Here is a 21,382-nt window from a genome sequence, read left to right as displayed (position 1 = left end):
CTGTCAGTCAAAATATCGCTGGCTGACACACCGCATTCGCGAGCAAGCCCGCTCCCACAAGTGATGTCCTGATACCCTTTTGTAAAACCCCCAACCGAGAGGACCCATGGCCCTGCCCAGCCGCCATTCACTCTTCCCTTTTCTCAGCTGGTTGCCCCGCCAAACCCGCAGCAGTGTCGGCCGCGACCTGATCGTCGGCTTGAGTGGCGCCATTCTCGCGTTGCCGCAATCCATTGCCTACGCCCTGATCGCCGGTCTCCCGCCGGAGTACGGCCTGTATGCGGCGATCATTCCGGTCTTGATCGCGTGCCTGTGGGGCTCGTCGTGGCATTTGATCTGCGGTCCTACGGCGGCGATTTCCATTGTTCTATACGCCAGCGTCAGTCCCCTGGCCGTACCGGCGTCGCAGGACTACGTCACCCTGATTCTGTTGCTGACCTTCCTGGCCGGCATTTTCCAATGGTTGCTGGGAATGCTGCGCTTCGGTGCGCTGGTGAACTTCGTCTCCCACTCCGTGGTGCTCGGCTTCACCTTGGGCGCAGCGGTGGTGATCGCCATCGGCCAGTTGCCCAACCTGATGGGGCTGGACCTGCCAAGCCAGGCCACCGCGCTGGACAGCTTCATCACGCTGTTCAGGCACCTCGCTGAGATCGACAAGCCTTCGCTGTTGCTGGGATTGGCGACGGTAGTGGTGGGCATGCTCCTCAAGTTGTGGCTGCCGCGCTGGCCAACGCTGTTGATCACTCTCGTAATGGCCTCGCTGCTGGTGTGGCTGTGGCCGTCGATGTTCGGTCACGTGGCATTGGTCAGCGCCTTCGTCGGCCGGCTGCCACCCTTCAGCCCGCTGCCGCTGGACCTCGAGCTGATCCTGCGCCTGCTGCCCAGTGCAGTGGCCGTGGGCATGCTCGGGTTGGTCACCAGCCTGTCGATCGCCCGCTCGATCTCGGCACGTTCGCAGCAATTACTCGACGCCAACCAGGAAGTCCGCGCCCAGGGCTTGTCCAACATCATCGGTGCGTTTTTCTCCGGATCTCTGTCAGCCGGCTCCTTCACCCGCTCGGGTCTGAGCTACGAAGCGGGGGCCTGCTCACCCATGGCGGGGATCTTTTCGGCGATGTGGGTGGCGCTGTTCGCCGTGTTCGGCGCGCAGTTGATCGAGCACATCCCGATCCCGGCCATGGCCGGCAGCATTCTGCTGATCGCCTGGGGCCTGGTTGACCATCGCGGCATTCGCGCGTTGCTGCGGGTCAGTCGCGCCGAATTCGTGGTCATGACCCTGACCTGCACCGCCACGCTCTTGCTGGAATTGCAGACGGCAATCTATGCCGGCGTCCTGGCGTCGCTGTTCTTCTACCTCAAGCGCACCTCGCAACCACGGGTACAGCATGTGCGCGATGGCGACGAGGACATTCTGCGGGTGGGCGGTTCGATCTTTTTCGGCGCCAGCCATTACCTGCAAGTGCGGTTGCAACGCATGCACGGCGCGCGGGTGGTGATCGAGGCGCAGCAGATCAACTTCATCGACTATTCAGGGGTGGAGATGCTGCATCAGGAGGCGCGGCGGTTGCTGCGTCAGGATCGCAGCCTGACCCTGCGCCGGGCGCGGCCGCAGGTGGTGGAGGAATTGCGCAAGCTGGAAGGGGCGGAGAAATGCCCGATCCGCTTCGAAGATTGAAACGCTGCCCCCTGTAGGAGCGAGCACGCTCGCGATGAACGCACAGACACCGCGGGAAGCCAGACCCCCAGCGTTATCGTTGACGACCATCGCGAGCGTGCTCGCTCCTACAGGAGATGGGTGTTACGCGGCTAGTTGGCGGCGCAATTCGGCCAGCACCGGCGCCGTATCCGGGCGCACGCCGCGCCACAGGAAGAAGGCTTCCGCCGCCTGTTCGGCCAACATCCCAAGACCATCCATCGACACCGCCGCGCCCTGTTCGCTGGCCCAGCGGCAGAACGAGGTCGGTTCCTTGCCGTACATCATGTCGTAGCAGACCGTTTTGCCCGGTTCGATCAGGCTGCCGGCAATCGGTGGAACATCACCGGACAGGCTGGCGGACGTGGCGTTGATGATCAGGTCGACCGATTCTTCCAGCCAGTCGTAGCCGCTGGCCGATACCGGACCCAGGTCGCTGAACAGTTCCGCCAGCAGCTCGGCCTTGTCCACGGTGCGGTTGGCGATGATCACCGACGCCGGCTGTTCGGCGAGCAAAGGTTCCAGCGCACCGCGCACCGCGCCGCCGGCACCGAGCAGCAAAATGCGTTTGCCCGCCAGGCTGAAGCCGGCATTGACCGTCAAATCGCGAACCAGGCCCGCGCCGTCGGTGTTGTCGCCCAGCAAGGTGCCGTCGGCGAGCTTGCTCAGGGTGTTCACCGCGCCGGCCCGTTGCGCGCGTGCGGTCAGGCTGTCAGCCAGGCGGAAGGCTTCTTCCTTGAACGGCACGGTCACATTCGCGCCGCGTCCTTCGAGGAAAAACGCCCGGGCAAAGTCGGTAAAACCATCGAGCGGCGCCAGCGAGGCGCTGTAGTCCAGTTGCTGCACAGTCTGTTCGGCGAACAAGCGGTGAATCAGTGGCGACTTGCTGTGGCCAATCGGGTTACCGAAAACAACGTAGCGGTCCATCAACAATCCTCGTTCAGGCCTCAGCCAACCAGTCGCGGTCTTGCAGGAAGTATTCGGTCAGGCGCGCTTCTTCGCTGCCGGGTTCGGCTTTCCAGTCATAGCCCCAGCGCACTTGCGGCGGCAGGGACATGAGGATCGACTCGGTGCGACCGCCCGATTGCAGGCCGAACAAGGTCCCGCGGTCGTACACCAGGTTGAACTCGACATAACGGCCACGGCGGAATTCCTGGAATTCACGCTGCTGGGCCGTGAAGGCGTCGTGCTTGCGGCGCTGCACGATCGGCAGGTACGCATCGATGTAGGCGTCACCGATGGCGCGCATGAAGGCGAAACTGGTGTCGAAGTCCCACTCGTTCAGGTCATCGAAGAACAGGCCGCCGATGCCCCGGGGCTCGTGGCGATGCTTGATGTGGAAATAGCTGTCGCACCAGGCCTTGTAGCGCGAGTAGACGTCCGGACCGAACGGCGCGCAGGCCTGTTCGGCGACGCGGTGCCAGTGCACGCAGTCGTCGACGTTGCCGTAGTAGGGAGTCAGGTCGAAACCGCCGCCAAACCACCAGACCGGCTCTTCGCCTTCTTTTTCGGCGATGAAGAATCGCACGTTGGCGTGGGAAGTCGGGACGTGCGGGTTGTGCGGGTGAATCACCAGCGACACGCCCAGGGCTTCGAAGCCACGCCCGGCCAGTTCCGGCCGGTGGGCGCTGGCGGACGGCGGCAGGCCGCTGCCGAACACGTGGGAAAAGTTGACGCCGCCCTTTTCGATGACCGTACCGTTTTCGATCACCCGCGTACGTCCGCCACCGCCGGCAGGCCGGGTCCAGGCGTCTTCGACGAAACGCGTGCCGCCGTCTTCGGCTTCCAGCGCAGCGCAGATACGGTCTTGCAGGTCGAGCAGGTAGGCTTTTACGGCCTCGGTGCGGGTAGTCATGTCATCACCTTGGATCGGGCAAAGCTACACGGCGTTCTAAAAGCCGGCGGCAAATTGCTGCACAGGATAACACTGCACCTCGCCGCGTCGCAGTTGACGAAGATCAAGCTTAGGAGTTCGATAGGGCGCTTGGTAAATCGACCTCAGGAGAGAGCAGATGGCAAAGCGTATCCAGTTCCGTGCCCATGGCGGCCCCGAAGTGCTTGAGTATGTGGATTACCAGCCCGCCGCGCCCGGCCCGAAGGAAGTGCGTGTGAGCAACAAGGCCATTGGCCTGAACTTCATCGATACCTATTACCGCAGCGGACTGTATCCGCCACCGTCCCTGCCATCGGGCATGGGCTCGGAAGGGGCTGGCGTGGTCGAGGCGATCGGCAGCGAAGTCACCCGGTTCAAGGTCGGTGATCGCGTGGCCTATGGCAGCGGCCCGTTGGGCGCCTACAGCGAGCTGCACGTTCTGCCCGAGGCCAATCTGGTACAGCTGCCGGACGCCATCAGCTTCGAACAGGCCGCCGGGGTCATGCTCAAGGGCTTGACCGTGCAGTACCTGCTGCGTCAGACCTACGAACTCAAGGGTGGCGAAACCGTTCTGTTCCACGCCGCTGCCGGCGGTGTCGGCTCCCTGGCCTGTCAGTGGGCCAAGGCTCTGGGCGTAAAATTGATCGGCACCGTAAGCTCGGCGGAGAAAGCCGCGCTGGCCAAGGCCAACGGCGCCTGGGCGACCATCGACTACAGCCACGAAAACGTGGCTCAACGGGTGCTGGAGTTGACCGACGGCAAGAAGGTCCAGGTGGTGTACGACGGCGTCGGCAAGGACACCTGGCTGACGTCCCTGGACAGCGTTCAGCCGCGGGGACTGGTGGTGAGCTTCGGCAATGCGTCCGGCGCGGTGGATGGGGTGAACCTGGGGATTCTGGCGGCGAAGGGCTCGCTGTATGTTACTCGGCCGACGCTGGGGACTTACGCCAACAATGCCGAGAATCTGCAGCGCATGGCCGATGAGCTGTTCGAGATGATCATCAGCGGCAAGTTGACGGTGGATATCAGTCAGCGGTTTGCGCTGGCGGATGCGGCGAAGGCGCAGACTGAGCTTTCGGCGCGGCGTACGACTGGGTCGGTTGTTCTTCTGCCTTGAGGACGCCTTCGCGGGCAAGCCTCGCTCCTACAGTTTTCGGTCGTTCGCACGATGGGTGTACGACCTGGAACTGTAGGAGCGAGGCTTGCCCGCGAAAAACGATAATGCGGTCTTAATCCGGGCGCACAACCCGGCCGGTCGCCAGATCCCGAATCACACTCGGATTCTTGCGCCCACCCAGCATCCCGCCCAGCACCATATCCACCTCGCCGCGGAAATACTGCTCGACGCGAAGCCGCGTGCGCGCCGCCGGGCGGCCCTGGGGGTTGGCGGAGGTCGATACCAGCGGCCCGACCAGCGCGCACAACTCGCGCACTTGCGGATGATCGCTGACCCGCAGGGCCACCGTGTCATGCACACCGGTAATCCACTCGGGCAACAGGTCCTGGTGCGGCACCAGCCAGGTGTTCGGCCCTGGCCAGGTGCTGGCCATGCGGTCCATCCATAGTTCAGGGAAGTCCTCGAACAGGAAGTCGAACTGGCGAATGTTGTCCGCGACCAGAATCAGACCCTTTTCGGGAGACCGGCCCTTGATCAGCAACAAACGCTCCACTGCCTCTTCGTCCCATGGGTCGCAACCCAGACCCCAGACAGCTTCGGTTGGGTAGGCAAGCACCGCCCCGGCGCGAATAGCTCGTGCGGCTTGTTGCACACGCCAACTGTTGACCATGAATAAACTCTCCAGAATAAGGCTCTGCGCAGTTTACCGATCTTGTTTATAAAACCTAGCTCACCCGCGCAATCCATCGCCCGTTTTCGCAGATGGCGCTGCCTTCCATCTCCAGTTCAGTCAGCGCCGACAGCACTTTGGACAGCGCCCAGCCACTGGCATCAGCCAAGGCTTCACTGGTGTGGGGAGCGGCGTGGAGCAGCGCCAGCAATGGATGGCGCGCAGCCTTGACCGGCGCAGGGGAGAAGGACGCCTGCTGCCAGCCGCGCAGGGCTTCGAGGATATGTTCGACGGTTTCCACCAGGGCGGCGCCATCGCGGATCAGCTGATGACAACCCTTGGCGCCCGGGTGATGAATCGAACCTGGAATCGCATACACCTCGCGACCCTGCTCCGCCGCCAGCCGCGCGGTAATCAACGAGCCGCTGGCGACACTGGCTTCCACCACCAGCACCCCCAGGGACAAACCGCTGATGATGCGATTGCGTCGCGGAAAATTGCTGGCGCTGGGGCAGGCGTCCAGCGGGAACTCGGAAACCACCGCGCTGCCCGAGGCGATCATCGCGTCGGCCAGTCGACGATTGCGCTGTGGATAAAACTTTTCAATGCCCGTGCCCAGCACGCCGATAGTCTGTCCACCGACATCCAATGCCGCCTGATGGGCAGCGGCATCGATGCCCAGGGCGAGACCGCTGGTGATCACAAAACCGCCACTGGCCAGACTGCGGGAAAACGCGGCGGCGGTGTCCATACCCGGCCGTGAAGCGCGACGACTGCCGACCATCGCCAGCTGCGGTTTTTCCAGAATCCCGGGGTCGCCCGCCACGAACAGCAGGGGCGGTGCGTCGCTGATTTCCGCCAGGAGAGCAGGGTAGTCAGGCTGGTCCCACATCAGTAAATGCTGGGCCGGACGCTCCAGCCAGGCCAGCGCATGGCTGGCGCCATCGCGAACGTCGGGACAACGCCGAGCCTCCGTACAACTCAGCGGCAAACCCAGCGCCCGCCAGGCACTGGCCGGTGCACTGATAGCCTTGGACGCCGAGCCGAAGGCTTCGAGCAGTTTTTTGAACCGCGCCGGACCGATGTCCGGCAAGCGGTGCAGACGTAGACGAGCTTCCAGTTCCGCGGGGGAAACCGGTGCAACAGCAGATGGCGACATGGATCATCCTTGATCGTTATAAGCCCCCATCCAGGCGGGCATAAGCTGTGGATAACTCTGTTGGTAACTTGTGAAGCGTGCTTACGGATTTCGTACCTTGTCCATCACCGCCAGCGAGCGCGAGGCGTTGAGCACCAGCCCGTAGCTGAGCTTGTCGTAGGTGCGGAACACCATCAGAAGCCCCGCGCGCTCATCGGGAATCTTCACCGGCTGGCCGCTGATCCGGTCACGTACGGTTTCACCGGTTTTCATCACCGCCAACACATTGCCTTCGACCAGGCCATCGCGCTGGCCCTTGTTCAGCGTGACCACATCCAGCGCACCGATCTGGGTAACGCCACGGGGCACATCGATGATCAAGCCTTCGACCGGGGCTTTCGGGGCGCTGGGCATGAAGGTCGAGTTGATCGAGCGCTCCTCGCTGCTGAACAGACGATCGCCGAGGCGCACTTCCTGGGTCGTGCGCTGCAGGGCCAGGGTGGCGACGTCACCCTCGGTGGCGACAATCTCGCCGCCGCCGATGTCATCGGCGTTGATCCCCAGAAACTCCTGGGTCTGCGGATCGGTGTAGACCTTGCCCTGGCGGAAGATGCCGTAGACCGGCTGCGCCATGTCGAAGTGGCCACGGGCGAAGATGCGGTCACCCATGCCGCTGAGCACGCGTTCAGCATCGCCGGCCACGATGTACGGCGCCTGGTCGAAATCCTCGACCTTGTTAATGATGCGGTTGCTCAGCAGAAAGCTGTTGATGGATTTGAGCGGAATGCTCGGAATGGCATCGGCCACCGGGCTGCTGCGCACTCTGGGGGAAAGCTTGATGGTGCCGCGCGACGCGCCGCGATCGAGGGTCAGGCGTGGCTGACCATTGACGTAGACCAGCGAGAGCGTATCGCCGGGATAGATGAGATTGGGGTTTTCGATTTGTGGATTGGCCTGCCACAACTGTGGCCATTGCCAAGGTTCGCGGAGGAATTTTCCCGAGATGCCCCAGAGCGTGTCCCCCGAGACCACCGTGTATTGCTGTGGAAAACCTTCCTTGAGTTGCACTTGCCCGTGTGCCCAACCGGCCGAGACCAGAAGGAGCAGGGCGAGTAGTGATTTCCTCATGCGGTGAATCCCTTTATTATGTCCGTTCGCGTGAAACGCCAGAGCCGTCAGTGGCTCGCTCCCGCCTTGCTTATGAGAAGAAGGGAGCTACGTTTTACAACGGTAGCCTGCATCTTCGGACTCGCCAGGCGCCGATCCGACCATATCTCACACGTGCAGTCCTCAAGCTTATGGCCATTTTGAACATCCTCGAATTCCCTGACTCGCGCCTGCGCACCATCGCCAAACCGGTGGACGTAGTGGACGACGAAGTGCGTCAGCTGGTCGATGACATGTTTGAAACAATGTATGAGGCTCCAGGCATCGGCCTCGCCGCGACCCAGGTCAACGTCCACAAACGCATTGTCGTGATGGACCTTTCCGAAGACCGCACCGAACCGAGAGTGTTCATCAACCCCGAGCTCGAACCCCTGACCGAAGACATGGGCCAGTATCAGGAAGGCTGCCTTTCGGTACCGGGTTTCTACGAAAACGTCGATCGCCCGCAACGGGTCAAGGTCAAGGCACTGGACCGCGACGGCAAGCCTTACGAATTGATCGCCGAAGACCTGCTCGCCGTATGCATCCAGCATGAATGCGACCACCTGAACGGCAAATTGTTCGTCGATTACCTGTCCACGCTCAAACGCGACCGCATCAAGAAGAAACTGGAAAAGCTTCACCGCCAGAACGCCTGATGCCCCTCTTCAAAGGCTTGCCGCGGCAAGCCTTTTTCTTTTCAAGAAGCTTTGCAATAGAGAGCCACCCATGACCGAGCCACTGCGCATTGTCTTTGCCGGCACCCCGGAATTCGCCGCCGAACACCTCAAGGCCCTGCTGAGCAGCCCTTACGAGATCGTCGCGGTCTACACCCAACCGGATCGCCCGGCAGGTCGTGGGCAGAAGCTGATGCCGAGCCCGGTCAAGCAGTTGGCACTGGAGCACGACATCCCGGTGCTGCAACCGCCGACCCTGCGCAATGAAGAGGCTCAGGCTGAGCTGGCCGCGCTGAAACCGGACTTGATGGTGGTGGTCGCCTACGGCCTGATTCTGCCGCAAGTGGTGCTGGATATTCCGCGCCTGGGTTGCATCAACAGCCACGCCTCCCTGCTGCCACGCTGGCGCGGTGCGGCGCCGATCCAGCGCGCCGTGCAAGCCGGTGACGCCGAAAGCGGCGTGACCGTGATGCGCATGGAAGCCGGCCTCGACACCGGTCCGATGCTGCTGAAAGTCATCACGCCGATCAGCGCCGAAGACACTGGCGGCAGCCTGCACGATCGTCTCGCGCAGATGGGCCCGCCCGCCGTAATCCAGGCAATTGCCGGCCTCGCTGCCGGGACTCTGGAAGGCGAAGTGCAGGACGACAGCCTCGCCACCTACGCACACAAACTGAACAAGGACGAAGCACGCATCGACTGGTCCCGCCCGGCGGTCGAACTGGAGCGACTGGTGCGCGCCTTCAACCCATGGCCGATCACCCACAGCACGCTGAATGGCGAAGCCCTGAAAGTCCTGGCCGCCAGCCTCGCAGACGGCAAGGGCGGCCCCGGGGAAATCATCGGCGCCAGCAAGGAAGGCCTGATCGTCGCCTGCGGTGAGCAGGCGCTGTGCCTGACCCGCCTGCAATTGCCCGGCGGCAAGGCCCTGAGCTTCAGCGACCTGTTCAACAGCCGTCGCGAGAAATTCGCCATCGGCACGGTGCTCGGTCAATGAATCCACGTCTGGCCGCCGCCAAGGCACTGGCCGCCGTCCTCAGCGGCAAAGCCTCACTCAACAGTTCGCTGCCGACGCAGTTGGAAAAGGTCGAGGACCGTGATCGCGGTTTCACCCAGGACCTGGCATTCGGCACCGCGCGCTGGCAGCCGCGCCTGTCGGAGCTGGCGGCCAAGTTGCTGCAGAAGCCATTCAAGGCCGCAGACGCCGATGTCGAGGCGCTGATGCTGGTCGGCCTCTACCAATTGCTCTACACCCGCGTGCCGGCCCATGCCGCCATCGGCGAAACCGTCGGTTGCGCCGACAAGTTGAAAAAGCCCTGGGCCAAAGCCCTGCTCAATGCCGTACTGCGCCGCGCCCAACGGGAAAGCGAAGCCCTGTTTGCGGAGATGGAGCGCGATCCAGTGGTGCGCACCGCTCACCCGCGCTGGCTGCAAAAATCCCTGAAGGCGTTCTGGCCTGAGCAGTGGGAAGCGATTTGCGCGGCGAACAACGCGCACCCGCCGATGATCCTGCGGGTCAACCGCCGCCATCATGCTCGCGATGCCTATCTGCAATTGCTGGTCGCGGCGGGCATCACTGCCAGCCCATGCGTGTATAGCCGCGACGGCATCATCCTCGAGGCCGCCACCGACGTGCGCAGCCTGCCCGGTTTCGCCGACGGCTGGATCAGCGTGCAGGACGAAGCCGCGCAACTGGCGGCCGATCTGCTCGACCTCGCGCCAGGCCAGCGTGTGCTGGATGCCTGCTGTGCGCCGGGCGGCAAGACTTGCCACATCCTCGAAGCCCAGCCGGCACTGGCCGGCGTGGTGGCGGTGGACCTGGAAGCCAAGCGGCTGGTGCGGGTACGGGAGAACCTCGATCGCCTGGGCCTGAACGCCGAACTGATCGCCGCCGACGGCCGCGACACTCAGGCCTGGTGGGATGGCAAACCGTTCCAGCGCATCCTGCTGGACGCGCCGTGCTCGGCCACCGGGGTGATTCGCCGTCACCCGGACATCAAGCTCACCCGCCAGCCCGATGACATCGCCGCGCTGGCGCTGCTGCAAGGCGAGTTGCTCGACGCCATGTGGAAAACCCTGGAGGTCGGCGGCATCCTGCTCTACGCCACATGCTCCACCTTGCCGACCGAGAACACCGAAGTCATTGAGGCGTTCCTCGCCCGCACGCCGGGAGCCCGTGAGCTGGACCTCGCCACCGCAGCGGGCATCAAACAGCCTCACGGCCGCCAGTTGCTGGCCCAGGAAGGCGGACACGACGGTTTCTATTACGCCAAGCTGATCAAGATCGCCGCCGCGCGCGGTTAAACGGATTCAATGGAGTGACTGGATGAAAATCATCATCCTTGGTGCAGGGCAGGTGGGGGGTTCGCTGGCCGAACACCTGGCGAGCGAAGCGAACGACATCACGGTGGTCGACACCGACGGCGAGCGCCTGCGCGACCTCGGCGACCGCCTGGACATCCGCACCATCCAGGGTCGCGGCTCGATCCCGAGCGTGCTGCGCCAGGCCGGCGCCGATGATGCCGACATGCTGGTCGCGGTGACCAACAGCGACGAAACCAACATGGTCGCCTGCCAGGTCGCCCACACCCTGTTCCACACGCCGACGAAAATCGCCCGGGTGCGCGAAGCCGCGTACCTGACCCGCGCCGATGAGTTGTTCGATAACGAAGCGATTCCGGTGGACGTGCTGATCAGCCCGGAGCAAGTGGTCACCAACTACATCAAGCGCCTGATTCAGCATCCGGGCGCCTTGCAGGTGATCGACTTCGCCGAAGGCAAGGCGCAACTGGTGGCGGTGCGGGCGTACTACGGCGGGCCGCTGGTGGGCCAGCAACTGCGCCAGCTGCGCGAGCACATGCCCAATGTCGAAACCCGCGTCGCGGCGATTTTCCGGCGTGACCGGCCGATCCTGCCTCAAGGCGATACGGTGATCGAAGCGGACGACGAGGTGTTTTTCATCGCCGCCCGCGCCAACATCCGCGCGGTCATGAGTGAAATGCGCCGCCTCGACGAGACCTACAAGCGCATCGTCATCGCCGGCGGCGGGCAGATCGGCGAGCGACTGGCCGAGGCCATCGAAAGCCGATACCAGGTGAAGATCATCGAGATGAACCCGGCGCGCTGTCGCCATCTCTCCGATCACCTCGACAGCACGGTGGTGCTGCAAGGCAGCGCCTCGGACCGCGACTTGCTGATGGAAGAGAACATCGCCGACGCGGACATCTTCCTGGCCCTGACCAACGACGACGAGGCGAACATCATGTCCTCGCTCTTGGCCAAGCGCCTGGGCGCGAAGAAGGTGATGACCATCATCAACAACCCGGCTTACGTCGACCTGATCCAGGGCGGCGATATCGACATCGCCATCAGCCCGCAGCTGGCAACCATCGGCACCTTGCTGGCCCACGTGCGGCGTGGCGATATCGTCAGCGTGCACTCATTGCGCCGGGGCGCGGCGGAAGCCATCGAGGCCATCGCCCACGGTGACGCGAAATCGAGCAAGGTGATCGGCAAGGCCATCGAAAACATCGGCCTGCCGCCGGGCACCACCATCGGCGCGATCATCCGCGATGAAGAAGTGATCATTGCCCACGACGACACGGTGATCCAGACCGGGGACCATGTGATCCTGTTCCTTGTGGATAAAAAGCATATTCGCGATGTGGAAAAGCTGTTCCATGTGGGATTGAGCTTCTTCTGATCCCGATTTTGCGGTGATTGGGCGAGCCTCTTCGCGGGCAAGCCCGCTCCCACAGGTTTTGTGAACGCCCCAAACAAGGACCCCACCATGATCGAATCGCTGGAAAAAATGCTCGCCAAGGGTGTGGATAACCCATTGCTGCGCTTCGGCCTGGGCAAGGGCTATCTGGATCTGGGGGAAAACGCCAAGGCTGTGGAACATTTGCAGCGCTGCGTCGAGCTCGATCCGAAGTATTCGGCGGCCTGGAAACTGCTGGGAAAGGCCCATCTGGCGCTGGCGGAGCATGACGCCGCGCGCTCGGCCTGGGAGAAAGGCCTGCAAGCCGCGCAAGCCCATGGCGACAAGCAGGCCGAGAAGGAAATGACTGTGTTCCTGAAGAAACTCGACCGTCAGGCACACTGATAGCTGTTTAGAGATAACGCAGGCCAATCCCTTCGGCATCCACCTGCACAACCTCCATCTTCACCTGCGGCGCGCCTGTGGGTAAGTCCTGGACCTGCCCGTAAACAACCGCGCCTCTGGGCAATGCCGCCAAGGCTGGATGCTTGACGTAGACCCCGGTGGTCGAAAGATTTCGCGTCTGGCCCAGGCATTCGCCAAAGCTCTCGTGACTGATCTTGATGCGAAAGGATTTGCGTTGTTCGGACATCTATTGCGCCCTTCAGTGAACGGTTGTGGATAACCCCGCCAAAGAATTATCCACAGATCATGCCAATCGACTCAGTACCAGCGCTCCTCTCCCGGAGGACGCTTCTTGAAGCGCTTCATGCTCCACATGTACTGGCTCGGATACGCCCGCACATAACGCTCGACTACCTGGCTCATGGCCGCGCAGGAAGTGGCGGTATCGGTGCTGTACATGGCCTCGGGCGCCGCTTCCAGAATCACTTTGTAGCCCGAACCGTCCGGCAGGCGCAGGGCATGCAGGAACACGCCGACCGCCTTATGGCCTGCGAGCATGTTCGGTACGAACTTGCTGGTCAGGGCCTGGGTAGCGAAGAACGGCACGAAAATACCGGCGGATTCGGCCGGTTCCGGGTCAGCGGGAATACCCACTGCACCACCTTTGCGCACTTCCTTGATGACGCTGAGGATGCCTTCCTTGGTAGAGGCCGCCACTTTGTTGCCCAATTGCACCCGCTGCTTCTGCAGCAATTCATCCACAGCCTTGAGCTTGGGCGGGCGGTAGAAAATGATCGGTTTGCACTGGCTGCAATAGAAGTGGTTGAGCACTTCCCAATTGCCCAGGTGGCTGGTGATGCCGACGACGCCTTTGCCGGAGGCGAGAGCATCCTTCAATACGTCGAGGCCTTCGACTTCGCGCACCAGATCGATGGAGCGCTGGGCCGGCCAGATCCAGGCGCAGGCGCTTTCGGTCAGGGATTTGCCGATGTCTTTCAGGCTCTGGCCGACCAGGCGCTCGCGTTCGGCGGGGTCCATGTCCGGAAAGCACTTGGCGAGGTTGATCCGCACCACATCGCGCGAACGATTAGGGGTTTTCCACATCAACCAGCCAATGGCTGAGCCAACGGCCTGCACTGCCCGCCACGGAAGCAGGGCAAACAGCCGCAGAGCGCCTACCAGCAAGGCGCCTTTAAACTTATCCACAGGTCACTCCTGATCTTGTGCTGTGCGCGAGGCGGCTATTCTAACCGCCGTTCGCCAGCATCGCGTAGCGGTCGCAATCCTGCGTGTGGTCCATGACCATGCCCGAGGCCTGCATCAACGCGTAGCAAATGGTCGGCCCGACGAAAGTGAAGCCGGCCTTTTTCAGGCCCTTGCTCATGTCCACCGCCTCGGGCGTGACGGCCGGCACTTCGCTGCGATCCTTGAAGTGATTGATCTTCGGCACACCGCCGACGAAGGACCAGAGAAACGCCACCGGGTCCTCCAGCGCCATCCAGGCCTGAGCATTGCGTCGGGCCGCATTGAGCTTGAGGCGATTGCGGATGATGCCCGGATCGAGCATCAATTCATCGATTTCCGCGTCGCTCATCTGCGCCACGCGCTGCACATCGAAGCCGAACATCACCTGGCGATAGTGCTCGCGTTTGCGCAGCACGGTGATCCAGGAAAGCCCGGCCTGGAACCCTTCGAGCAAAAGCAACTCGAACAAACCCTGCGCATCGCGTAGCGGCGTGCCCCACTCCTGATCGTGATAAGCCATGTACAGCGGATCTTCGGAACACCAAAAGCAGCGTGGCATAAGGCTCCAGGGGGCGTGCGCAGCAACGAATCGGGTATACTCCCGCTCTTTAAATCGCAGCCCAAGAAACAGGTGAATTTCGTGAGCCAGCCTACGCCAGCCGTGCGTACCTTCCAAGACTTGATCCTCGCCCTGCAGCAATACTGGGCCGAGCAAGGTTGTGTGGTACTTCAGCCCTACGATATGGAAGTAGGCGCCGGCACTTTCCACACCGCTACATTCCTGCGCGCCATCGGCCCGGAAACCTGGAACGCCGCCTACGTGCAGCCAAGCCGCCGCCCGACTGACGGCCGCTACGGCGAAAACCCGAACCGTCTGCAGCACTACTACCAGTTCCAGGTGGTCCTGAAGCCGAACCCGGACAATTTCCAGGAACTGTACCTGGGCTCCCTCAAGCACGTGGGCCTGGACCCATTGGTGCATGACATCCGCTTCGTCGAAGACAACTGGGAATCGCCGACGCTCGGCGCGTGGGGTCTGGGCTGGGAAGTCTGGCTCAACGGCATGGAAGTGACGCAGTTCACTTACTTCCAGCAAGCCGGCGGCATCGAGTGCTACCCGGTGACCGGCGAGATCACCTACGGCCTGGAACGTCTGGCCATGTACCTGCAGGGCGTGGATTCGGTCTACGACCTGGTCTGGGCCGACGGTCCGTTCGGCAAGGTGACCTACGGCGACGTGTTCCACCAGAACGAAGTGGAGCAGTCGACCTACAACTTCGAACACGCCAACGTCGAGAAGCTGTTCGAACTGTTCGACTTCTATGAAAGCGAAGCCAAGCGCCTGATCGAACTCGACCAGCCGCTGCCGTTGCCGAGCTACGAAATGGTGTTGAAGGCCTCCCATACTTTCAACCTGCTGGATGCGCGCCGGGCGATTTCCGTGACTGCGCGTCAGCAATACATCCTGCGTGTTCGCACCCTGGCGCGTTCCGTTGCGCAAGCCTACCTGCTGGCGCGCGCCAAGCTGGGCTTCCCGATGGCGACCCCGGACCTGCGTGACGAAGTACTGGCCAAGCTGGAGGCTGCACAATGAGTGCTCTGGATTTTCTGGTTGAACTGGGCACTGAAGAACTGCCACCCAAAGCCCTGAACACCCTGGCCGAGGCGTTCCTTGCCGGTATCGACAAGGGCCTGCAAGCCGCCGGCCTGAACTACGAGACCAAAACCGTCTACGCCGCGCCGCGTCGTCTGGCCGTGCTGATCACCGCGCTGGCCACCCAGCAGCCGGATCGCAGCATCAACCTGGACGGCCCGCCACGTCAGGCCGCCTTCGATGCCGAAGGCAATCCAACGCAAGCAGCATTGGGCTTCGCCAAGAAGTGCGGTGTCGACCTGAGCGAAATCGACCAGAGCGGTCCGAAACTGCGCTACAGCCAGAGCATCGCCGGCAAGCCGACCGCCAGCCTGCTGCCGACCATCGTCGAAGACTCCCTCAACGACCTGCCGATTCCAAAGCGCATGCGCTGGGGCGCGCGCAAGGAAGAGTTCGTTCGTCCGACCCAATGGCTGGTGATGCTGCTCGGTGACCAGGTCATCGACTGCACCATCCTCGCTCAGAAGGCCGGTCGCGACTCCCGCGGTCACCGTTTCCATCACCCGGAAAACGTGCGTATCGGTTCGCCGTCCAGCTACCTGGCCGACCTGCGTGCCGCCTACGTGCTGGCCGACGCCAACGAGCGTCGCGACATCATCAGCAAGCGCACCGAAGAACTGGCTACCCGTCAGGAAGGCACCGCGATCGTGCCGCCGGACTTGCTCGATGAAGTGACCGCGCTGGTCGAGTGGCCTGTGCCGCTGGTGTGCTCGTTCGAAGAGCGCTTCCTCGATGTGCCGCAAGAAGCCCTGATCACCACCATGCAGGACAACCAGAAGTACTTCTGCCTGCTGGATGTCGACGGCAAGTTGCTGCCACGCTTCATCACCGTGGCCAACATCGAGAGCAAGGACCCGCAGCAGATCATCGCCGGTAACGAGAAAGTGGTTCGCCCACGTCTGACCGACGCCGAGTTCTTCTTCAAGCAGGACAAGAAGCAGAAGCTGGAAGACTTCAACCAGCGTCTGCAGAACGTGGTGTTCCAGGAAAAACTCGGCAGCGTCTATGACAAGGCCGAGCGCGTTTCCAAACTCGCTGCTTATATTGCCGCGCGCATCGGCGGCAACGCTTCGTGGGCCGCGCGTGCCGGCTTGCTGTCCAAGTGCGACCTGGCGACCGAAATGGTCGGCGAGTTCCCGGAGATGCAAGGTGTCGCCGGTTACTACTACGCCCTCAACGATGGCGAGCCGCAAGACGTCGCCCTGGCCCTGAACGAGCAGTACATGCCGCGCGGTGCCGGCGCTGAACTGCCGAGCACCCTGACCGGTGCGGCCGTGGCCATCGCCGACAAGCTCGATACCCTGGTGGGGATTTTCGGCATCGGCATGCTGCCAACCGGCAGCAAGGACCCGTATGCCCTGCGCCGTGCCGCACTGGGCGTGCTGCGCATCCTGATCGAGAAACAACTGGATCTGGACCTGAACGACGCCGTGGCCTTCGCCGTGAATGCGTTCGGTGCCAAGGTCAAGGCAGCCGGTCTGAACGAGGCGGTGCTGGAGTTCATCTTCGATCGCCTGCGTGCCCGTTACGAAGACGAAGGCGTCGACGTTGCCACTTACCTGTCGGTACGCGCTCTGAAGCCAGGTTCTGCTCTGGACTTCGACCAGCGCGTACAAGCGGTGCAAGCGTTCCGCAAGTTGCCGGAAGCCGCAGCACTGGCCGCCGTGAACAAACGTGTATCGAACCTGCTGAGCAAGGTCGAAGGCTCCGTGCCGACCGTGGTGGAAGCCAAGTACTTCGACAACGCCAACGAGTTCTCCCTGTACTCGGCGATCCAGCAGGCGGACCAGGCGGTTCAGCCGATGGCCGCTTCGCGTCAGTACAGCGAGTCCCTGGCTCGCCTGGCCGCCCTGCGCGAGCCGGTGGATGCGTTCTTCGAAGCGGTGATGGTCAACGCGGAAGATGCCAATGTCCGCGCCAACCGTTATGCCTTGCTGGCGCGCCTGCGTGGCCTGTTCCTCGGCGTCGCCGACATTTCGTTGCTGGGGTAAGACTGTTTGAAACTGCTGATTCTCGATCGGGACGGAGTGATCAATTACGACTCCGACGCTTACATCAAGTCGGTGGAGGAGTGGATTCCACTTCCCGGTTCGATCGAAGCCATCGCGCAGTTGAGCAAGGCCGGCTGGACGGTAGCGGTCGCTACCAACCAGTCGGGCATCGCTCGCGGCTATTACGACATCGCGACCCTGGATGCCATGCACGATCGCTTGCGCTCGCTGGTGGCGGAAAAGGGTGGCGAGGTCGGGCTGATCGTCTACTGCCCGCATGGGCCGGACGATGGCTGCGATTGCCGCAAGCCAAAACCCGGGATGTTGAAAAACATCGCCGCACATTACAACGTATCGCTGACCAATCTCTGGTTCGTCGGCGATAGTATCGGTGACCTGGAAGCCGCCAAAGCCGTCGATTCTCAGCCAGTTTTGGTAAAGACCGGGAAAGGTGAAAAGACTTTGGGCAAGACCCTACCGGCAGGCACCTTGATTTTCGACGATCTGGCGGCGATTGCCGCAGAACTTATCCTCAATTAAAGCGCTTTCGACATCCTGACAAGGAATGTTCGGGAGTGCGCTTGAACAGTCGGGCAATGCCCGTAACGGTAAACGTCGCCATGTCGATACTGCAGGCCATCAGAATTTTCCTCTTTTACCTGCTGCTGGGCACCAGCTCCCTGCTGTGGTGCAGCCTTAGCTTTTTTATCGCGCCCTTTCTGCCGTTCAAGGCGCGTTATCGCTTCATCAACGTTTACTGGTGCCGCTGCGCCTTGTGGTTGAGCAAGGTGTTCCTCGGCATCCATTACGAAATCAAGGGCGCCGAGAACGTGCCAGAGCGGCCCTGCGTGATCGTGTCGAATCACCAGAGCACCTGGGAAACGTTCTTTCTGTCGGCCTATTTTTCGCCGTTGAGCCAGGTACTCAAGCGCGAGCTGCTGTACGTACCGTTCTTCGGCTGGGCGATGGCCATGCTGCGACCGATCGCCATCGATCGTGACAACCCGAAAGCCGCGCTCAAGCAAGTCGCGTCCAAGGGCGACGAGCTGCTCAAGGACAACGTCTGGGTACTGATTTTCCCGGAAGGCACCCGCGTTCCTTACGGCACCGTTGGCAAGTTCTCGCGCAGCGGATCTGCGCTGGCGGTGAATGCCGAACTGCCTGTATTGCCCGTCGCCCACAACGCCGGCAAGTTCTGGCCCAAAACCGGTTGGGCCAAGAATCAGGGCGTGATTACCGTGGTCATCGGCGCACCGATGTATGCCGAGGGCAGCGGACCTCGGGCCATCGCCGATCTGAACGATCGCGTGCAGGCCTGGAACGAGCAAACCCAGCGGGAAATGGGCTCGCTGCCACCGGCTCCGCAGGCTCCGACCGCCAGTGATCAGGTGGCCGTCTGAGTTTCTGTGGATAACCTGTGTACCAATTTATTGACAGGTTTCCAATTTCGATTCTAAACGCATGATTTATTTAGATATTTTTTAAAACTCTAAAATCTGGAAAAACGTGCATAAGTTTTTTTCGGGCGCAAAAAAACCGGCTGATATAGCCGGTTTTTTTATGCCCGCGAACAGGCTGTTTCACTCTTCGTACAAAGGGAACTGCAGACTGAAGCAGGTCCCCTCTCCGAGCACGCTGCGGCAGTCGATCCGTCCCCCATGGCGGTCCACCACGGCCTTGACCATCGACAGGCCAAGACCCACACCATCAATCCCTTGGGCCGAGGAAAACCGCCGGTACTGGCTGAACAAATCAGGCAGCTCCTGGGTGGCAATGCCCTTGCCTTGATCGATTAGTTCGCAGGTGAGCCAACCGTTACTGCGGCTGACCTGCAGACTCACGCGGGTTCCGCTGGCGCTGTACTTGATCGCGTTCTCCAGCAGGTTGAACATCGCCCGGGTCAGCAGCGCCTGATCGGCCATGATCAGGCTTTCCTGGGCCTGCTCATCGATCTGCTGGTCCAGTTCGATCTCTTTCTGCTGCGCGATGGGCAAGGCCTGGTCGAACACATCCAGTACCACCATTGCAAAGAGGCTCGGCTGAAACACATAGGCGTCGGATTCGGCCTTGGCTAGCTGGACGAAGCCGTCAGTCAAATTCAACGCCCGGCGCACCTGCAACTCGATCTGATCGAACAATTGCGCATCGCCCCCGACCTGATGCCGATGCACATCGAGCAGGGCGAGGATGGCCGAATGGGGCGCTCGCAGGTCATGGGACAGGAACCGCAGCATCACGCTGCGCTGTTCCTCCGCTTCGCGCTCGACGCTCAGGTCCGTCAGACTCAACAGCCAACCGACCGGTGTTTCACCGCCCACAGGCAGCAGCGGCGCACGTTCCAGACGCAGGCTGCGCTCCTTGATATCGCGAAATTCCAGCATCGGTAATTCGGACAACAGCGCAGGCGTGCTTTGAGCCAATGCCGGATAGCCCAGTTGCTTCAACTGCTCGAGTACGTCATCGCCCACCAGTTCAGCGCTGAACAACGCGCGAGCCTTGCGGTTGCCCAGCAGGATTTGTCCCTTGGGGTCGCTGATCAACGTGGCAACGGGCAGATGCTCCAGGCCATCGGCAATGAAACGCCGGGCATCGCGTGTGCGGCTGATGGCTTGTTCCAGGGCGATGACCTGGCCGCGCAGGCGGTCGCCGGTGGGGAAGTGCGAGCGACGGCGCTCGGGGAAGACTTTCGGTTCGCTGTCGAGTCTCGCCAGCTCCCAGCCGAAATAGGTCAGCACCACGCTCAGGCGCCGCCAGTTCCAGATCAGGTAGCCGAACAACATTCCCAGAACGCTGGGGGTCGGTGACCACCAGTAGCGCTGCTCCGCCAAGCCGGCACTGGTCAAAAACGCGCAGCCCATGCCGGCCAACATCACCCAGAGCGCCAGGCGAGGCAACCACAGCAGCAATCCCAAAACAGAGATCAGCAGGCCGAAGGACAGAAAAGCGCCGAGGGCAGGAGTGGCATCGTGCAGGTTCATCTGCGTGCGATAAGAAAGCAGGGCAGTCAGCGGCAACAGCACCACGCTTATCCACAGCCATTCACGGACCATTTTCCTGAACAGCCGCTGGACTTGGGTCGGCTCCCGGCTTTCCCGACGACGCTCTTTCATCTTGAATACCCGGTCGCGAGAGAAATCGTTCATGGGGCACAGGTCTGGATGGATGACTGAAATCATAGCGGACGTCGACCAGCGGCGTGCTTCTTACTTTCACTCCGCCACTCGAGAAGCTATCGTCCTTTCATTGTGGAGTGTATTCAGAGCCAAGGAATCACCGCCCATGCGTATTGCAGTGCTCGACGATGAACCGGCTGAATTGCGCCGGGTGGAACAGACGCTCCATCAGATGGCCGAACCGGGCGAAGACGCCTGGGCCCTGCACAGCTTTGAGAGGGGAGAGGATCTGCTGCGTCAGCTGCGCAGGGAAACCTACGACCTGCTCATCCTCGACTGGCAACTGCCGGACCTCAGCGGCATCGCGCTGCTGCAATGGACCCGCGAACACATGGACGCCCCGCCGGCGGCCATCATGCTCACCAGCCGCGATACCGAGAGCGACATCGTCCAGGCGTTGAATGCCGGCGCCGATGACTACGTCAGCAAACCCTTCCGCCCCAACGAGCTGAAAGCCCGCGTCACCGCCGTACTGCGTCGACGCAGCCAACAGCGCACCGCGGCAACCGAAGTATTGAACTTCAATGACCTGGTATTCGACGACGCTGACCTGACCATCAAACGCGCCGGCAAACCCATCGTCCTGACCGAACGCGAATATCGACTGGCGCGCTGCCTGTTCACCAACCTCGGCCGGCCACTGTCGCGGGAATACCTCTACCAACGCTTCTGGACCCACGAAGAAATGGACTCCTCCCGGCCACTGGATACTCACATCTATCGACTGAGAAACAAACTGGGATTGACCGCGGATCGGGGTTGGCAGTTGCTGACTATTTATGGGTATGGGTATCGGTTGGAGAGTGTGACTGCAGTGACGTCGTAATTGCCGGTTAATTCAACGTAAAAAAAGGCCAACGCTTGAGCGTTGGCCTTTTTTCATCGGCAACAGCTCCGAAT

General features: G+C 61.8%; 21 protein-coding genes. 12 read left to right on the top strand and 9 right to left on the bottom strand.

Translation table 11 applies throughout. The features are described from left to right. The first annotated feature begins 106 nt into the window (after positions 1-106). Positions 107-1,675, top strand: coding sequence for a SulP family inorganic anion transporter (locus tag ACW9JE_RS02540; protein ID WP_224541125.1), 1,569 nt, complete (start codon positions 107-109; stop codon positions 1,673-1,675). Between the two features lie 123 nt (positions 1,676-1,798). Here the strand turns inward: ACW9JE_RS02540 and aroE are convergent, their stop codons facing one another. Both aroE and hemF read right to left on the bottom strand, forming a co-directional pair. Further along, complete coding sequence (gene aroE, locus ACW9JE_RS02535; protein WP_224541127.1) at positions 1,799-2,620, bottom strand: shikimate dehydrogenase; 822 nt, start codon at positions 2,618-2,620, stop codon at positions 1,799-1,801. A 13-nt stretch (positions 2,621-2,633) separates the two neighbouring features. Beyond that, a complete protein-coding gene (hemF, locus tag ACW9JE_RS02530) occupies positions 2,634-3,548 on the bottom strand; it encodes an oxygen-dependent coproporphyrinogen oxidase (protein ID WP_224541129.1) in 915 nt (304 codons plus the stop codon). Positions 3,549-3,705: 157 nt separating this feature from the next. On the opposite strand from hemF, the gene ACW9JE_RS02525 reads away from it, so the two are divergent. Further along, positions 3,706-4,683, top strand: coding sequence for an NADPH:quinone reductase (locus ACW9JE_RS02525; RefSeq protein WP_224541131.1), 978 nt, complete (start codon positions 3,706-3,708; stop codon positions 4,681-4,683). Positions 4,684-4,795: 112 nt separating this feature from the next. Here the strand turns inward: ACW9JE_RS02525 and ACW9JE_RS02520 are convergent, their stop codons facing one another. The 3 genes from ACW9JE_RS02520 to ACW9JE_RS02510 all read right to left on the bottom strand — a co-directional run bounded on the left by ACW9JE_RS02520 (position 4,796) and on the right by ACW9JE_RS02510 (position 7,619). After that, complete coding sequence (locus tag ACW9JE_RS02520; protein ID WP_224541133.1) at positions 4,796-5,353, bottom strand: L-threonylcarbamoyladenylate synthase; 558 nt, start codon at positions 5,351-5,353, stop codon at positions 4,796-4,798. 55 nt (positions 5,354-5,408) lie between these two features. Beyond that, positions 5,409-6,512 (bottom strand): DNA-processing protein DprA, encoded by a 1,104-nt coding sequence (dprA, locus tag ACW9JE_RS02515; protein ID WP_457431770.1) that lies wholly within the window; start codon positions 6,510-6,512, stop codon positions 5,409-5,411. Between the two features lie 81 nt (positions 6,513-6,593). After that, positions 6,594-7,619 (bottom strand): LysM peptidoglycan-binding domain-containing protein, encoded by a 1,026-nt coding sequence (locus tag ACW9JE_RS02510; protein ID WP_457431769.1) that lies wholly within the window; start codon positions 7,617-7,619, stop codon positions 6,594-6,596. A 170-nt stretch (positions 7,620-7,789) separates the two neighbouring features. Here ACW9JE_RS02510 and def point away from each other — a divergent pair, with 170 nt between their 5' ends. The 5 genes from def to ACW9JE_RS02485 all read left to right on the top strand — a co-directional run bounded on the left by def (position 7,790) and on the right by ACW9JE_RS02485 (position 12,419). Next, positions 7,790-8,296: a peptide deformylase gene (def, locus tag ACW9JE_RS02505; protein ID WP_457431768.1), complete on the top strand. Its 507-nt coding sequence runs from the start codon at positions 7,790-7,792 to the stop codon at positions 8,294-8,296. 70 nt (positions 8,297-8,366) lie between these two features. After that, positions 8,367-9,311 (top strand): methionyl-tRNA formyltransferase, encoded by a 945-nt coding sequence (gene fmt, locus ACW9JE_RS02500; RefSeq protein WP_457431767.1) that lies wholly within the window; start codon positions 8,367-8,369, stop codon positions 9,309-9,311. Further along, complete coding sequence (gene rsmB, locus ACW9JE_RS02495; protein ID WP_457431766.1) at positions 9,308-10,618, top strand: 16S rRNA (cytosine(967)-C(5))-methyltransferase RsmB; 1,311 nt, start codon at positions 9,308-9,310, stop codon at positions 10,616-10,618. The genes fmt and rsmB overlap by 4 nt, the downstream gene beginning before the upstream one ends. Positions 10,619-10,640: 22 nt before the next feature. Then, positions 10,641-12,017: a Trk system potassium transporter TrkA gene (gene trkA, locus ACW9JE_RS02490; protein WP_457431765.1), complete on the top strand. Its 1,377-nt coding sequence runs from the start codon at positions 10,641-10,643 to the stop codon at positions 12,015-12,017. 87 nt (positions 12,018-12,104) lie between these two features. Next, on the top strand, positions 12,105-12,419 hold the full coding sequence (locus tag ACW9JE_RS02485; RefSeq protein ID WP_224533922.1) for a tetratricopeptide repeat protein: 315 nt from the start codon (positions 12,105-12,107) through the stop codon (positions 12,417-12,419). A 7-nt stretch (positions 12,420-12,426) separates the two neighbouring features. Here ACW9JE_RS02485 and ACW9JE_RS02480 read toward each other — a convergent pair whose 3' ends face one another. From ACW9JE_RS02480 to tag, 3 genes are all read right to left on the bottom strand, one after another. Beyond that, on the bottom strand, positions 12,427-12,666 hold the full coding sequence (locus ACW9JE_RS02480; RefSeq protein WP_224533923.1) for a PilZ domain-containing protein: 240 nt from the start codon (positions 12,664-12,666) through the stop codon (positions 12,427-12,429). Between the two features lie 71 nt (positions 12,667-12,737). After that, positions 12,738-13,625: a lysophospholipid acyltransferase gene (locus ACW9JE_RS02475; protein ID WP_224533924.1), complete on the bottom strand. Its 888-nt coding sequence runs from the start codon at positions 13,623-13,625 to the stop codon at positions 12,738-12,740. Between the two features lie 40 nt (positions 13,626-13,665). Beyond that, a complete protein-coding gene (gene tag, locus ACW9JE_RS02470; protein WP_175375703.1) occupies positions 13,666-14,223 on the bottom strand; it encodes a DNA-3-methyladenine glycosylase I in 558 nt (185 codons plus the stop codon). Positions 14,224-14,304: 81 nt separating this feature from the next. On the opposite strand from tag, the gene glyQ reads away from it, so the two are divergent. From glyQ to ACW9JE_RS02450, 4 genes are all read left to right on the top strand, one after another. Continuing rightward, positions 14,305-15,258, top strand: coding sequence for a glycine--tRNA ligase subunit alpha (gene glyQ, locus ACW9JE_RS02465; protein WP_003213601.1), 954 nt, complete (start codon positions 14,305-14,307; stop codon positions 15,256-15,258). Then, entirely contained in the window at positions 15,255-17,309 is a 2,055-nt protein-coding gene (gene glyS / locus ACW9JE_RS02460; protein ID WP_457431764.1) for a glycine--tRNA ligase subunit beta, read from the top strand. The genes glyQ and glyS overlap by 4 nt, the downstream gene beginning before the upstream one ends. 6 nt (positions 17,310-17,315) lie before the next feature. Next, a complete protein-coding gene (gene gmhB, locus ACW9JE_RS02455) occupies positions 17,316-17,849 on the top strand; it encodes a D-glycero-beta-D-manno-heptose 1,7-bisphosphate 7-phosphatase (protein ID WP_457431763.1) in 534 nt (177 codons plus the stop codon). An 80-nt stretch (positions 17,850-17,929) separates the two neighbouring features. Next, complete coding sequence (locus ACW9JE_RS02450) at positions 17,930-18,709, top strand: lysophospholipid acyltransferase family protein (protein WP_457431762.1); 780 nt, start codon at positions 17,930-17,932, stop codon at positions 18,707-18,709. Between the two features lie 180 nt (positions 18,710-18,889). On the opposite strand, the gene ACW9JE_RS02445 is transcribed toward ACW9JE_RS02450, so the two are convergent. Beyond that, entirely contained in the window at positions 18,890-20,452 is a 1,563-nt protein-coding gene (locus ACW9JE_RS02445) for a sensor histidine kinase (RefSeq protein ID WP_224533926.1), read from the bottom strand. Between the two features lie 136 nt (positions 20,453-20,588). On the opposite strand from ACW9JE_RS02445, the gene ACW9JE_RS02440 reads away from it, so the two are divergent. Beyond that, the gene (locus tag ACW9JE_RS02440; RefSeq protein WP_224533927.1) at positions 20,589-21,308 is read left to right on the top strand and encodes a response regulator transcription factor; all 720 of its coding nucleotides are present in this window, start codon (positions 20,589-20,591) and stop codon (positions 21,306-21,308) included. Positions 21,309-21,382 lie beyond the last annotated feature (74 nt).

Source organism: Pseudomonas sp. SDO55104_S430, from assembly GCF_054070595.1.
Note: the sequence above shows the minus strand (reverse complement) of the source record. Positions and strands in the feature narration are given on the sequence as shown.